Origin of the sequence: Petrotoga sp. 9T1HF07.CasAA.8.2 (assembly GCF_002895585.1) — a bacterium.
Taxonomy (GTDB): domain Bacteria; phylum Thermotogota; class Thermotogae; order Petrotogales; family Petrotogaceae; genus Petrotoga; species Petrotoga mobilis.
The window spans coordinates 33,042-47,540 of sequence record NZ_AZRI01000029.1; the positions used below are offsets into that span (position 1 = coordinate 33,042).

Here is a 14,499-nt window from a genome sequence, read left to right on the forward strand (position 1 = left end):
TTTTAATTGGAGGCCCTAAAATGGAAAACTCAAAAATAGACTCAAAAACAAAAAAACATTTATTAAATTTCCAAAAGGCTGAGTTAACGGAACATATGATTTATAAGAGATTAGCTGATTCTACTAAAGATACTAAAAATAAAAAAGTCCTAGAAAGCATAGCAAACGAAGAGTTAAAACACCACGATTTTTGGAAAAGTTATACGAACGAAGATGTGAAACCAAATTACATAAAAGTCTTGTTCTATTTCATTCTTTCTAAAATACTTGGGTTAACCTTCAGTTTGAAGCTCATGGAAAATGGTGAAGAAAGGGCTCAGATTTCCTATGAGGATATTTCCAGTGTAGTCCCCGAAGCAAAACAAATTGAAGAAGAAGAAGATAAGCATGAACGAGAACTTTTAGGAATGATAGAAGAAGAAAGACTGAATTACGTGGGGTCGATTGTGCTTGGTTTAAACGATGCGTTAGTCGAATTGACTGGTGCATTAGCAGGTTTGACTTTTGCCCTTCAAAACGGAATAATAATAGCTACATCTGGATTAATAACTGGGATAGCCGCATCATTGTCAATGGCGGCATCCGAGTATCTATCAAAAAGAGCCGAAAACGATGAAAGAGCATTAAAATCAGCAGCTTACACAGGAATCGCATATATAATCACGGTATTTTTTTTAATCCTTCCTTATTTGTTAATGCCCAATAATTATTTTTTAAGTTTAATTATAACTTTACTAACAGCTGTTATAATAATATTGATTTTCAATTTTTATATTTCTGTTGCCAAAGATTTAAGCTTCAAAAGTAGATTTCTTGAAATGGCGGGTATAAGTTTGGGTGTTGCAGGATTAACGTTTTTTATAGGTTTCCTAGTTAGAATCACCTTGGGCGTTTCAATTTAATTCGATACATATTTTAAAGGGGGAGTTTGCATTGAAAAGAATCAGTACCAAGATTATTTTATCTTCTGCTTTGTTAGTGATTGCAGTGGTAACCGTTATAAGTCTTGTATCAATTTTCAGATCCACTGCTCTTTTAGAAGAATATTCACTAAACGGAGTGGAAAATTTAACTGCGAGCGTTGCATCTGATCTAGGTTCACAAATAAGTATTATTGAAATAGTAGTGGATAATTATAGCGATTCTGCCTTTTTGGGATTTGATCCTTTTATAGCGAGTTTTTCAAATGCTGAAGTGATAAAGTTTTTAGATAGAGCTAAGGATGTACCCCAAAATTTTTCGCAAAAAATAGAAGGTAATGCAACTTCTTTTATAGTTTTCAATCCAGATATGTTAAGGACAAAAGAATTGTATTCCCTTTACTACATTGAGGGTGAAGATAAAAGTTTAGAAAATGAATATATAAAATTAGACGATACTTTTAACCCAGAAAATAAAAAATATCAGTGGTTTTTTGAAGCAAGAGACAAAGGTGAAGGTGTTTGGACCGATATATACTTTGATGAATATTTACAGACAAATGTAATCACTTATTCTGTTCCTTATTACGATCCAGAAGATGGAACTTTTGTTGGTGTTGCTGGGATGAGTTTTCCCTTGGAATATTTTGCCAACCTCATTCAAAAAGATTTAGGATACCAAAAAGCATATGCGTACTTAGTGGATGATAATTTTAATGTAATTTTCCATCCTCTTTATGACTCTGGAAAGAGTATAGAAGATGAAATAACGGATTACTTAGAAACCATAAGCTCAAGTACAGAAGGGACTTTTGTAGAAAGATTAAATGGTGAAGGGTTCTTAACGAGTTATTCTAAGCTATCCAATGGCTGGATTTTGTTCCTAAATTTACCCGAGAGTGAAATATACAGTGAGATAAATAGTTTAACGCTTCTTATAATCCTAATAACCGTTGTGGGAGTTGTTATAGCAATTGTAGTTGCCTACTTTGTTGGAAAAGGTATCTCAAAACCAATAAAAGATTTTTCAAACGTATTATTGAAATTCGGAGAAGGGAATTTGGATGTAGAATTCGAAAGTAAATCCAAAGACGAAGTGGGAGAAATGGCTAAATCGTTTAGTAAGATGCGAGATAACTTAAAAGAAACGATTGAAAGTATAAAAGATGTTTCTGAAAGAGTTGAAACATCTTCAAAGGAATTAAAAGAAGCCTCACAAAAATTCAAAAAGTCGGCAGAAGAAGTTCTCGACGAAGCAAAAAATATAGAGTTAATTTCGGAAGATAGTGCCTCATCTGTCGAAGAGATCACATCCGGTATTGAAGAAATTGCCTCTTCAGCACAAAGTTTATCTTCTGCTGCACAAGAGTTATCCAATTCAGCTGAAATGACACAAAGCCAAGCTAACAAAGGAATGAAAAGTATTCACAATATAGTAAAGAAAATAGAAGTTGGTGTAGAGCAATCCAAAGAAGCAGAAGAAAATGTTTCAAAACTTTTGGAAAAAGCAGAAAATATTGGAAATATTATTCAAACTATAAATTCCATAACTGAACAGACGAATCTGTTAGCACTGAACGCAGCAATAGAAGCAGCAAGAGCGGGAGAAGCGGGAAGAGGATTTGCCGTTGTAGCCGATGAAATAAGAAAATTAGCAGAAGAAAGCGGTAAAGCAACGGACGAAATCGGCAACATTTTAGAGGATCTGAAAAAAAGTACCAACAATGTAAACGACGTAACCAATAAAACCGTAAATACTATTGCAGAAATAAACGATGAAGCCCTCAAGGTTCGAGAACAATTTGAAGGCATATTAAATGAGATAAATGGAATGATTTCAGGGGTGGAAAACGTAACTGCTAGTTCGCAAGAACAAAGTGCAAGTACGCAAGAAATGAGTTCTTCAATGGAAAGAATAGCTAGAACAGTGAATGAAACCAGCGAAAAAATTAAAGAAATTAAGATGTTGATGCAAAATCAGTCTGAAAACGCTGGCTCACTTAGTGAAAGAGCTCAAGAGTTAGAAAAACTTTCTCAAAATCTCAATTCAGCCATTTCAAAATTCAAAATGAGTGTTGAATAATAGGGAGGAAATAAAATAAAGAAGTTATCAATTATCCTCATCTTTTTGATTATAATTGCTTTATTCACCTTTGGAGAAACAATTATAAGGATAAAAAGTCCTTTAGCTGTTTATACTGAAATCTATGAAACGGTACCTTTTTATCGATTTGTAAACTCCACTGAAGGGATAGGGCAAGATTATATCAAAGAATTACTTTCAACGACATTAGAATCTACGAATACAAACATTCAAAATTTTTTAAATGCTCCGATGGTATTTTATTCGGAAAAAGACTATTCGTTTGGCGAATTATTTAATCCTAATTATTTTAACCTTCTATCTGACATGATAATTAATTCGAAAAGTATCGCTATATACTCTACCGAAGATGAAGTTTTTAACGAAATTTTTACAAAGATCTTTAGTGCTAATAAAGTAAGCAATGACCTATACACCTTAGAAGAAAGAAGTTTTGCTGTTCAAAAAAATGAAGACGGTATCTTTTTGAATATGGAACCGACGCCCTATGATAACAATTCAAATGCTTTAGTATCGGGGTCTCTAGAAAATGTTTTAAATGAAAATAACCTTTGGGATTTTTACGTTACCGTTGATTCGAGAACCTTAAAGGCAACATTTGAGTCTAAAGATTACAGAGGTGCCCAGAAAAATTTTGATTTGACACTTTTGGAAAACAAGAAATTGTTTGGAGAAGTTTTGAACATACAAAAGTTAGACAAAACCAATTTCCCATCGTATTTTGAAAATTTTTTAACCCCTTTGGACGATGAAAGCAAAAATGTTATAGGATTTATAGTCAATAGTATCAAAGAAGAGGAGTTTATAGCCGTTAGTTCACAAAGTATAAGTAATAATGAGCTTAACTTATTCTTTGAAGCATCGATTGATACTTATAAACTCAGAGAATTTGCAGAAGCAAGAAATATGGAAGAAGGAAATATTGGAACTTACAATTATTATCTTTGGTCTAATCAAAGTGTGGAAAACCAAGTTTACCTTTATTTTATAGAAGATGAATTGATATTTTCAAACGTTTTACCCGATAAGATGAATGTGTATTTGTCAGAAATACAACGATTCAAAAACACTAAATATTATGAAGAAATTGAAAGAAAAGAAAGTCTCAACAGTCTGTTAATTTTAGATATTTCAAATTATTTATCAGTAAATTTTTATAGTTCGTTAGATAGTTGGGTAATAAAAGAAGAATACGATAATAACGGTTTGTATACAATAGAAATAAAAATAAGATAAAAATTATAGCTAAGAAATTTTGATTCGAAAGGAGTGCATTATTTATGCTTTTTGGACTTATAGACAAGAATAAAAGTTTACTAAAAAAATATTCAAAAATCGCAAATAAAATAAACGAACTAGAAGAAAGTATGAAATCTCTAAGTGATACTGAATTACCTGGAAAGACTCTCGAATTTAAAAACAGGTTAAAACAAGGTGAGAGTTTGGACGATATCTTACCCGAAGCCTTTGCTGTCGTACGAGAAGCCTCACAAAGAACGATAGGGATGCGGCATTTCGATGTACAGTTAATGGGAGGCATCGCTTTACATGAGGGTAAGATAACCGAAATGAAAACAGGGGAAGGAAAGACCTTAGTTGCAACACTTCCTATATATCTAAATGCCCTAACAGAAGAAAATGTTCATTTGGCTACCCACAACGATTACTTGGCTAAAAGAGATGCGAATTGGATGGGACCGGTTTATGAGTATCTAGGTTTGAGCGTGGGATACATTCAAGCCAACATGGACAAAGAAGATAGAAAAAAAGCTTATCAAGCTGATATAACTTACGGAACTGCCAATGAATTTGGATTTGATTATTTAAGGGACAATTTAGTTTACGAAAAGAACGACAAAGTACAAAGAGGCCATTACTTTACAATAGTTGATGAAGCTGATTCGATTTTGATAGATGAAGCGAGAACCCCGTTAATAATTTCAGGACCTTCGGATACTCCTTCCGAACTGTACAGAAGATTTGCCTCTTTAGCAAAGAGATTCATAGTTGAAAAAGATTACACTATAGATGAAAAGCAAAAGACTTTAGCATTAACTGAAGAAGGTATAAATAAAGCAGAAAAACTGTTATCTGTGGATAATTTATACGATCCTAGCAACATTAAGTATTTGTTCCACCTTTTGAATGCTTTAAAGGCGATAAATTTTTTCAAAAGAGATAAAGATTACATCGTTCGTGATGGAGAAGTTGTCATCGTCGATGAATTTACTGGAAGATTGTTACCGGGAAGAAGGTACTCGGAAGGATTGCACCAGGCTATAGAAGCAAAAGAAGGAGTAAAAATCAAAGAAGAAAGCGTAACTTTTGCTACAATAACTTTCCAAAATTATTTTAGAATGTATGAAAAATTATCAGGTATGACCGGAACTGCAAAAACTGAGGAAGATGAGTTTAAAGCGATCTACAACACAGAAGTTGTTGTTATCCCTACCAACGAACCTGTTATTAGAGAAGATAGAAATGATTTAATTTTTAAAACCGAAAAAGAAAAATATCAAGCAATAATTGATGAAATAGTAAAGCGAAACCAAAAAGGCCAACCCGTATTGGTGGGAACAACTTCAATCGAAAACAGTGAAACCATTAGTGAGATGTTGAAAAAAAGAGGAATAAAACATGAAGTTTTGAACGCAAAATACCACGAAAGGGAAGCAGAAATTATCGCTCAGGCGGGAGAAAAAAATGCTGTTACCATAGCCACGAATATGGCGGGCAGAGGTACCGATATTAAATTAGGAGAAGGAGTCAAAGAGCTTGGAGGCCTTTTTATTTTAGGTACTGAAAGGCATGAAAGCAGAAGAATAGATAACCAATTAATAGGTAGATCTGGTAGGCAAGGGGATCCTGGTGAATCAAGATTTATTATTTCTTTTGAAGATGATGTTTTAAGATTGTTCGGTGGGGAAAGAATGAAGAACATGATGAATGCTTTAAAAATAGAAGAAGGCCAACCCATAGAACATAAAATGCTCAGTAGAGTTATTCGGGACGCTCAAAAGAAAATTGAAGGGATACACTTCTCGATAAGAAAAAGATTGTATGAATTTGATTCTGTAATGGACAAACAAAGATCTGTTATATACAATCACAGGGATTGGATACTTGAACAAAGTAATTATGATGACCATATAAAAGAAATCTTTATGGATGTTGTGGAAAGAATAGTGGAGTCCTCATGGGATGAAGTCGAAGAAAAATACGACAAAAGTAGTATCTCAGAGAAGTTGAAACAATATTTGATAATTTCTGACATAAAGGGGAACACACGCGAAGAAATAGAGAATGAAATCTTTGATCTACTTTGGAAGAGATATCAATACAAAAAAGAAGAGTTTGGAGAAGATTTTAGCAAAGTCGCAAAATTTGTTATGTTAAGAATAATAGATGAAAAATGGAGGTACCATTTAGATGCTATCGAAGCATTAAAGGAAGCGGTGAGTTTAAGGTCCTATGGTCAAAAAGACCCTGTTATGGAATTCAAAAAAGAATCTTACCTTCTTTTTGACCAGATGGTTGATAGCATATACGACGAAATAGTTAATTATTTAATGAGAATAGCAAAATTAGTTCCAGAAAAAGAAGAAAAGGAAGCAAAAAAAATATACGCCAGTTTGAATTTTGTACATAACAATGTATCAGCGGTTGATGAATCGAACGATGGTGGAAGATCTAAAAGTAAAAATGCGATTAAACAATCGAACAAGATCAAAAAAAGGTATAAAGTTAAAAGATAATAATTTAAATCATTTTTAAGAGGTGATCCAATGATAGAATACGAAACGAAAGTTAAAATAGACGAGTTGAAAGAAAATTTTGAGGACTTAAAAGAAATTTTTGATATAGAAAAAGCAGAAGAAAAGGTTAAAGAACTTAACAAAAAAATGATGGATCCAGACTTTTGGAATGATCAAAATAGAGCCAAAAAAATCTCCCAAATGGCACAAAATTTAAAAGATGAAATAGATGAATTTAAAAAATTGGAAAACGATTTTGAAGAATTAGAAATAGCGGTTGAATTATCAGAGGATGATCCATCGATGACCGACCAAGTTGAAGCAATTTTAAAAGTTATTGAAAAAAAGATCAGTTCCTTTCGATTAAGAATGCTTTTATCGGAAGAATATGATGACGCAAATGCCTTTATTAGTCTACATCCTGGTGCAGGAGGAACAGAATCACAGGATTGGGCATCTATGCTATTAAGGATGTACACTCGATGGGCAGATAAAAATAATTATGACATTGAAACGATAGATTTTCAAGAAGGAGACGAGGCTGGAATAAAAAGTGCAACTATCAAAATTTCCGGTCCCTATGTATATGGTAAATTAAAATATGAAAGTGGTGTACATAGATTAGTCAGAATTTCTCCATTTGACGCCAATGGAAGAAGGCATACTTCTTTTGCATCTATATCTGTGATGCCAGAATTTGATGAAAATGTTGAGATAGAAATAAATCCAGACGATCTGAAAATAGATACATATAGATCAGGTGGAGCAGGTGGCCAGCATGTTAATAAAACTGATTCAGCAGTTAGAATTACTCATTTACCAACAGGTATAGTAGTAGCAGTGCAAAACGAGCGTTCACAACACCAAAATAAAGCCACCGCTTTAAAAATCCTAAAGGCAAAATTATATGAGTTAGAGCACCAAAAAAAGTTAGAAGAAAAATTAAAATTACGTGGTGAAGTAAAGGATATTTCTTGGGGTAATCAGATTAGATCTTATGTTTTGTATCCATATACTTTGGTTAAAGACTTAAGAACAGAGTATGAAACCTCTAACGCTCAAGCTGTATTGGACGGGGAAATAGACGAATTCATAGAAGAAGAACTGTTATTCTTTGCAAAATATAAGTAAAAAAATTAATTTGTTTTTCGGCGAAAGAGGTGTATAATAATAGTAAGAAAATACGACGATTTTCATAAAAGTGTAATGGTTGAGGAAGTTTTGTCCTATTTGATAACTAAAAAAGACGGCATTTATGTGGATTGTACCGCTGGTGAAGGCGGGCATATAAAAGCTATTTTAGAATACACCAATAAGATGGCTAAAGTAATTGGTGTTGATGTGGATTACGAGGTATTAGAAATTGCAGAACAAAGGTTAAAAGATCTATCGGATAACGTAGTATTGATTAAATCATCTTATAAAGATATAGATATGGTTTTGAGGGGTTTAGATATTGATAAAGTGGATGGTTTTTTAATGGATTTGGGGGTTTCTACCTTTCAGTTAAAAGGTGAAAATAGAGGATTTTCTTTTGCTAAAGACGAACCGTTAGACATGAGAATGGATGTTCAAGCGAAAAAAGATGCCGCTTATATAGTCAACAATTATTCACAAGAAGACCTTAGACGCATCATTTTTGAATACGGAGAAGAAAAAAGGTTCGCTCACAGTATTTCAAAAAGCATTGTAAAAAACAGACCTATAAATACGACACAAGAGTTAGTAAACGCTATTAGAAAAGGACTACCCAGTTCGCAAGTTCATGAAAGACACAGACATTTTGCCACCAAAACTTTTCAAGCTTTGAGAATAGAAGTTAATCAAGAATTAAAAAATATCGAAGAAACCTTAGCTAAATTTGAAAGTTTTTTAAAAGGTGGAGCAAGAGTAGCAGTAATAACCTTTCATTCGTTGGAAGATAGGATTGTCAAAAATTTTTTCAAAAACAATGAAAGATATAATTTCCTCACTCCCAAACCTATTTTACCTTCGCAAGAAGAAATTAAACATAATCCAAGAAGCAGGAGTGCCAAATTGAGAGTCGCTGAATATAAAGGGGTTTAAAAAAGTTATGAGGGGGAATTTTTATGGAAAGAAATGTGTATGCAAAAAGCAAAGGATTAGAAAAGACTAAATCTAAAGTCAAGCCTCTCGATATTGTTATAGTCATTTTGGTTTTCTTGGCCTTTTTAACCGTTAGCATTTGGCTTACTATCTTTCTTAACTTCGGTAAAAATATTGAGAATTATAAATCCATAATAGCTCAATCTCAGATGGAGCTTAATAATATGGAATCACAGATATCTGCCCTAGATAGCCAAATCGATAGATACATAGAGATCCTAAATATTATGGAGAAATAATCTACCTATGAAACACAAATGGCTAATCTTCACCTTTTTTTTTCTTTCAGGATATATTTTTCTTATTATCCTCACTTTTGTGTATAATAACTCTTTGGCAAAGGACTTTAACGAATTTTCAACTTCATTAGAAAATAACAAATATTCGGAACTTGTGGATTCCAACGGAAATGTGATTGTATACAACCAGCAAAAATATGAAGCTTGGATCGATTTAGGTTTTATGAAATCACAAAACGACTTTAAAAAAAACAAATATATATTGAATCAAAAGTTCAGCGACGACGAAATAGAAGACATAAAATTTCTAAAATGGGGAACTTATGATACTTATGAAGAAGCGTATATCGATCTGGGAATTTTAAACAAATACTCTAGAATATACCCTGTCACTCAACGTGTTTACAATGAATTATTTTCTCTTGACCTACTAATTGGAAAAATGAACAAAACCTCCTATGGAATCGAACCTTTTTTGTTAGAGAATGGTATTTTAAACAGTCAAAAAACAATCAATCTAAGTATAGATTTGAAAATGCAGCAAATAGCATATGAAGAACTTCTAGATACCGTAAAAAAAGAATCCGCTGAAGGCGGTATAGTTGTTATTATGGAGAGCAAAACCGGTAAAATCAAGTCAAGTGTTTCACTTTATCCATGGAATATTGCTTATATGGGGTATATAGAACCAGGTTCTACACTTAAACCACTATTAATCTCTACAGCGCTCGATGAACATATTATAAATCCTAACGATAAATTTTATTCTGGATATGAATACTACCCTACAGGCAAAAAAAACTTTAAAGTGACCGAATCCCAAGGTTATGGAATGGGAGAAGTTGGACTTAAAGAAACTTTAGCATATTCTTCAAACATAGCTATAGCGCAGATAATGGAAAGAATACTCGAAGAATTTTCTAATCAATGGCTCTATCAAAAACTTTTAACCTATGGATTCGGGAAAAAAACAGGGATAGAATTCAAAGGCGAAGTCAACGGGGTAGTCCCTTATCCGGACGATTGGTACGAAATAACCCCTTTTCAGATTGCTCTGGGTCAAGGAATAGGTATTACACCAATACAGTTAGTATCAGCTTTTAACATAATTCCAAACGATGGAAAATATGTACAACCAACTTTTTTAGAAGAAAAAACAACCGCAGAAAGACAAGTTATATCTGAACCTACAGCTAAGATGGTAAAAGAGTGGTTAAGTTATACCGTTTTAGAAGGAACCGCCCAAAAAGCTTATAAGGAAGGATTGAGAATCGGTGGAAAAACTGGCACCGCTCAAAAAGCAGAAAGCGGTATAGGGTACGTTGAAGGTAGTTATTATTCGCTGTTTGTTGGCTTTTATCCAGTTGTTGATCCCATATATACTGCTGTAGTTGTTATCGATAATCCTAAAGAAGAATTTTACGGTGGAGAAGTAGCTGCACCTGTTTTAACTAATATTTTTTATAGATATGCCAAAGAAAAAGAAAGTAGTGCATTAGATGGTCAAAAAGTTTTTTATCAAGATATTATGCCAGATTTGATTGGTTATCCTATAACCGAGGCTTACAACATTCTACTGAACTTAGGAATAAAAGAAAAAAACCTAATAATCACAGGTAATGGGGACACCGTTGTTTCACAATCTGTTCCACCATATAAGTATTTAAACGATTCCGATATCATTCAACTTCACACAATCGACTGAAGGAGAGGTAACGTTGCAAAAAATATTAATACTAGGAAATTCAACCATACAAAAAAGAATCAGCATCGAAGAAATTATTGAAAAATCCCCAAGTGCCGAAAAGGTTACATTATCGCCAGAAAATTATGCAGACGAAGACATTAACAATCTTTTCACAATGGGGAGTATCTTTTCCACAAACAGAATCATAATAATTTCAGATTTCGATTCTTTCAAAATTCCCTATCAAGAAAAGATGTCTACCTTACTGAAACATTACGAAAGCCCCTTTGAAGGTACACTCATTTTGGATATTCAAAAAGAAAATAAATATCTAAAAGAAATAACTTTCGATAAAAAAATAGAGGCAATGATTCCTCCCCCTTGGAAAGATGAACTGTGGATAGAAATGCTTAAGGATTTTGCAAGCAAGTTAAACAAACAATTAAGTGATGAAACAGCCGAGAAAATAATACAATTTGTGGGGAAAAATGAGGATTTGTTGTATGAGGAAATTAAGAAGCTTTGCATATACTCCAATACGGAAATTATATCTATAAAAGACGTGGAAGATGTTTCTACTTATTTTTCTACAGCGAATTACGAAGAACTTTGCTATGATATAGCTACAAAGAAATTATCAAATTCACTAATAAAACTGCAGTCAATTGTAAAATCTCCTTCATTCTCCCCAATTGCTTTAGCAAATTATTTATATAAGTACTTTTTGGATTTATACGCGGTGATACTAAATGGGGAAAGTAAGGCTAATTACAATTGGTCTGAAATAACGAAAATCAGCAAAGATAGCATGGTTTCACAACAACGAGTAGCTTCCTTCTTAGGATTCAACTTTAAGAACGACAAGGTAAAAAAAATAAACGTTGAAAAACTTTACTCCCCTACTTCAGTTGAAAAAATAATAATAGATATAGAGGAACTGGATAGATCATTAAAAACAGGTGGTGAACCAAAGGTACTCTTCCCAAAATTATTTGAAGAAATATGTACAGGGGAGTAATGATCAACATTTACCAACAATACTACTGATAGATTGAGGTATTTTTATCACAAAAGTCGTCCCTTCGCCTAATTTTGACTTTACTTCAACACTTCCTTTGAGCATTTCAAGATTCTTTTTTACAATTGCTAAACCTAGTCCGCTTCCTGGTTTATCTTTAGAAACTCTAAAAAATGGCCTAAATATATCTTTTAACTTATCTTCTGGAATCCCAGGCCCTGTATCTTTTACCTCTATTACAAAGTGTTTTGTATAACTTTCGAAACCTACACGAATATCTATTGAACCTTCTGTGGTGTATTTCATTGCGTTCCCTATTACGTTTACGAGGACCTGATTTAATTTAGTTTCATCTGTTTCAATATCTACTGGTATGTCGACGGGGAAATCGAGGTTTATTTCAACATCAGGGGAAGCTGTTGGCTCTAACATCGATAAAACCTCATATAATAACTTTTTTAAATTTAATTTTTCTAAATTCAATCTATTCTCTCTGTTCAATTTGTTGAAAGTTGAAATATCGTCTAAGAGTGAGTTCATGTGTTTAGCAGAAAATAGTATCTTTCTTATGATACTTCTTATCTCATCTTTTTTTAAATCCTCATTGTTCAATATTGTTTCGGCAAATCCTATAATTGAAGTCAAAGGTGTTCTCAATTCATGACTAATAAAACTCAAATAATTAGAATTTGTTTCTACTGTTTCTTTTTCTGAATCCCGTAGGATTTTCAAAGTCAAAAATATAGATGCTAAATTACTGAACATTCTAAGCATTTTTTTTGAATTATCATCGAAAGAGTCAACATGGTAGCTGTCAATATATATATGCCCAATTACATTGTCTTTATTTTTTAAAGCTGAAATCAAAGTCACCATTTGATTAGTTTCTTTGTGTAATTTTTTACTGATTTTGTACAAATCGGTTTCAGGGGAATTGTAATCCAAAATATTTTGAACCTCTATTAAATCTTTATCCATATGGTTACTCACATATGATTCGTTGAAGGGAACAACCATTTCTTTAATTAAATCTTCATCGTAACCAATTCCAACTATGGCTTCATATAATGCTCCCCTAATTAACCAAATAGAACCATATTCAGCTTCGGGTATGATCTTTATGGCGATTTTTAACAGCTTTGTTAGAAAATCATTCTCACTTTCGTCCCAATTTATTTCTTGCAAAAGATCTACCATTTCTTGAAAAGTTTCCATAAAAAATTCTTTTTCTATTTCTTTTTGCATTTTAGTATAATCCCCCCCATTAATTTTGTAAATCTTCTGTCACTTCTATTGTATCACAAATTAAACAAATAGAGTATTAATTGTTCAAAAATAACAATATGCCCTAAACTTTAAAAATAACTTAAAAAAAGACGAACATTTAATGTTCGTCTTTTCAAAATATGGCGGGGACGACGGGACTCGAACCCGCGGCCACCGGTGTGACAGACCGGCATGATAACCAACTTCACCACGTCCCCATCTTCTGCTCAATTATTTTATCACAAAATTTTCACTTTGTAAAGCCCCCACAAAGATTACTCTTTTATGTATATCTTCCTCTGTAATACTGCCTTACTATAATATCTCTATCCTTGAGCTCATGGGCGGCATATACAGGCCAGTACGGCTGCCTTAAAAGTACCCTCCCCAGTGCAACCATATCCGCTCTCTCGTTTCCTATTATCTCCTCTGCAATTTCTGGACTGGTTATCAAGCCTACAGCCACAGACGGTACCCCTGTTTCCCTTTTTACAGCTTCTGCATAAATTATCTGATAGCCAGGATATAAATCTATCCTTGATGATAAAAGACCGCCTGAGCTGCAATCCACAATATCCACAAAGTCTTTCACAAGTTTTACTATCTCTATCGTTTCATTTATGTCAATACCCCCGTCTACAAAATCGGTGGCAGATAAACGCATAAAAACAGGCATATCGTTGGGTATGTTTTTCTTTACTTCAATTAATACTTCCCGCAAAAATTTTACTCTGTTCTCTATTTTGCCTCCATACTCATCACTTCTTTTGTTAGAAAGTGGTGATAAAAATTCATGAATGAGATAACCATGAGCAGCGTGAACTTCTACAGTGTCATAACCAACTTTAACCGCTCTTGCAGCCGAAGTACCAAAAGCTTTAATTATATCTTTAATCTCATTTTTGGTAAGTTCTGATGGAACGGGATATTCGTCACTCCACTTAATACTCGAAGGAGCAACAATCTTTTCGTTTTTCACCTCACATTTTCTTCCAGCATGAGCCAACTGAACACCGATTTTGCCTCCTACAGAATGCACAAAGTCCACCATTTTTTTCAAAGGATCGATTTGACTATCTTCCCAGAGGCCTAAGTCATTACCAGTAATTCTACCTCGCCTTTCAACGGCTGTAGCCTCTTGCATGATAAGACCAACACCTCCCACTGCCCTGGTACCATAGTGGACCAAGTGCCAGTCGGTTGGCTTGCCGTCATCACCAGCAGAATACATGCACATAGGTGACATCAGGATACGATTGTTAACTTCAAGACCCTTTAGTTTAAATTTGGTGAAAAGTTTACTCATCCCAACACCTCAGCATAGTTTATTTTTTCTTTTGTATCTTTTTAAAAATCACCAAAATTTATGATTTGGGGCATAAA

The 14,499-nt window shown here is 33.4% G+C and carries 11 protein-coding genes and 1 tRNA gene; 9 read left to right on the forward strand and 3 right to left on the reverse strand.

Translation table 11 applies throughout. The annotated features are described in order from the left end of the window. Window positions 1-20 precede the first annotated feature (20 nt). Genes X925_RS06015 through X925_RS06055 form a run of 9 tightly spaced genes read left to right on the forward strand, consistent with a single transcriptional unit; the run spans window position 21 to window position 11,850 of the window. Window positions 21-902 (forward strand): VIT1/CCC1 transporter family protein, encoded by an 882-nt coding sequence (locus X925_RS06015; RefSeq protein ID WP_012208686.1) that lies wholly within the window; start codon window positions 21-23, stop codon window positions 900-902. A gap of 31 nt (window positions 903-933) precedes the next feature. Then, window positions 934-3,003 (forward strand): methyl-accepting chemotaxis protein, encoded by a 2,070-nt coding sequence (locus X925_RS06020; protein ID WP_121959424.1) that lies wholly within the window; start codon window positions 934-936, stop codon window positions 3,001-3,003. A 45-nt stretch (window positions 3,004-3,048) separates the two neighbouring features. Next, window positions 3,049-4,260, forward strand: coding sequence for a hypothetical protein (locus X925_RS06025; protein ID WP_121959425.1), 1,212 nt, complete (start codon window positions 3,049-3,051; stop codon window positions 4,258-4,260). A gap of 44 nt (window positions 4,261-4,304) precedes the next feature. Continuing rightward, a complete protein-coding gene (gene secA, locus X925_RS06030) occupies window positions 4,305-6,779 on the forward strand; it encodes a preprotein translocase subunit SecA (RefSeq protein ID WP_121959426.1) in 2,475 nt (824 codons plus the stop codon). Between the two features lie 30 nt (window positions 6,780-6,809). Next, a complete protein-coding gene (gene prfB / locus X925_RS06035) occupies window positions 6,810-7,910 on the forward strand; it encodes a peptide chain release factor 2 (protein WP_121959427.1) in 1,101 nt (366 codons plus the stop codon). Between the two features lie 39 nt (window positions 7,911-7,949). Beyond that, entirely contained in the window at window positions 7,950-8,846 is an 897-nt protein-coding gene (rsmH, locus tag X925_RS06040; protein WP_121959428.1) for a 16S rRNA (cytosine(1402)-N(4))-methyltransferase RsmH, read from the forward strand. Window positions 8,847-8,869: 23 nt separating this feature from the next. After that, on the forward strand, window positions 8,870-9,145 hold the full coding sequence (locus X925_RS06045) for a hypothetical protein (RefSeq protein WP_121959429.1): 276 nt from the start codon (window positions 8,870-8,872) through the stop codon (window positions 9,143-9,145). A 7-nt stretch (window positions 9,146-9,152) separates the two neighbouring features. Then, complete coding sequence (locus X925_RS06050; RefSeq protein WP_121959430.1) at window positions 9,153-10,850, forward strand: penicillin-binding transpeptidase domain-containing protein; 1,698 nt, start codon at window positions 9,153-9,155, stop codon at window positions 10,848-10,850. 13 nt (window positions 10,851-10,863) lie between these two features. Next, the gene (locus X925_RS06055; RefSeq protein ID WP_121959431.1) at window positions 10,864-11,850 is read left to right on the forward strand and encodes a DNA polymerase III subunit delta; all 987 of its coding nucleotides are present in this window, start codon (window positions 10,864-10,866) and stop codon (window positions 11,848-11,850) included. Window positions 11,851-11,853: 3 nt separating this feature from the next. Here the strand turns inward: X925_RS06055 and X925_RS06060 are convergent, their stop codons facing one another. The 3 genes from X925_RS06060 to namA all read right to left on the reverse strand — a co-directional run bounded on the left by X925_RS06060 (window position 11,854) and on the right by namA (window position 14,422). Beyond that, the gene (locus X925_RS06060) at window positions 11,854-13,095 is read right to left on the reverse strand and encodes a HAMP domain-containing sensor histidine kinase (protein WP_121959432.1); all 1,242 of its coding nucleotides are present in this window, start codon (window positions 13,093-13,095) and stop codon (window positions 11,854-11,856) included. A gap of 162 nt (window positions 13,096-13,257) precedes the next feature. After that, window positions 13,258-13,334: transfer RNA gene (locus tag X925_RS06065), tRNA-Asp, on the reverse strand. Window positions 13,335-13,399: 65 nt separating this feature from the next. Beyond that, complete coding sequence (gene namA / locus X925_RS06070) at window positions 13,400-14,422, reverse strand: NADPH dehydrogenase NamA (protein WP_103064669.1); 1,023 nt, start codon at window positions 14,420-14,422, stop codon at window positions 13,400-13,402. Window positions 14,423-14,499: the final 77 nt, after the last annotated feature.

Excerpts from the sequence above, each read along its gene's own strand:
- prfB (WP_121959427.1), top strand. The coding sequence starts at position 6,810 with ATGATAGAATACGAAACGAAAGTTAAAATAGACGAGTTGAAAGAAAAT.
- X925_RS06015 (WP_012208686.1), top strand. The coding sequence starts at position 21 with ATGGAAAACTCAAAAATAGACTCAAAAACAAAAAAACATTTATTAAAT.
- secA (WP_121959426.1), top strand. The coding sequence starts at position 4,305 with ATGCTTTTTGGACTTATAGACAAGAATAAAAGTTTACTAAAAAAATAT.
- X925_RS06060 (WP_121959432.1), bottom strand. The coding sequence starts at position 13,095 with ATGCAAAAAGAAATAGAAAAAGAATTTTTTATGGAAACTTTTCAAGAA.
- X925_RS06045 (WP_121959429.1), top strand. The coding sequence starts at position 8,870 with ATGGAAAGAAATGTGTATGCAAAAAGCAAAGGATTAGAAAAGACTAAA.
- namA (WP_103064669.1), bottom strand. The coding sequence starts at position 14,422 with ATGAGTAAACTTTTCACCAAATTTAAACTAAAGGGTCTTGAAGTTAAC.
- X925_RS06050 (WP_121959430.1), top strand. The coding sequence starts at position 9,153 with ATGAAACACAAATGGCTAATCTTCACCTTTTTTTTTCTTTCAGGATAT.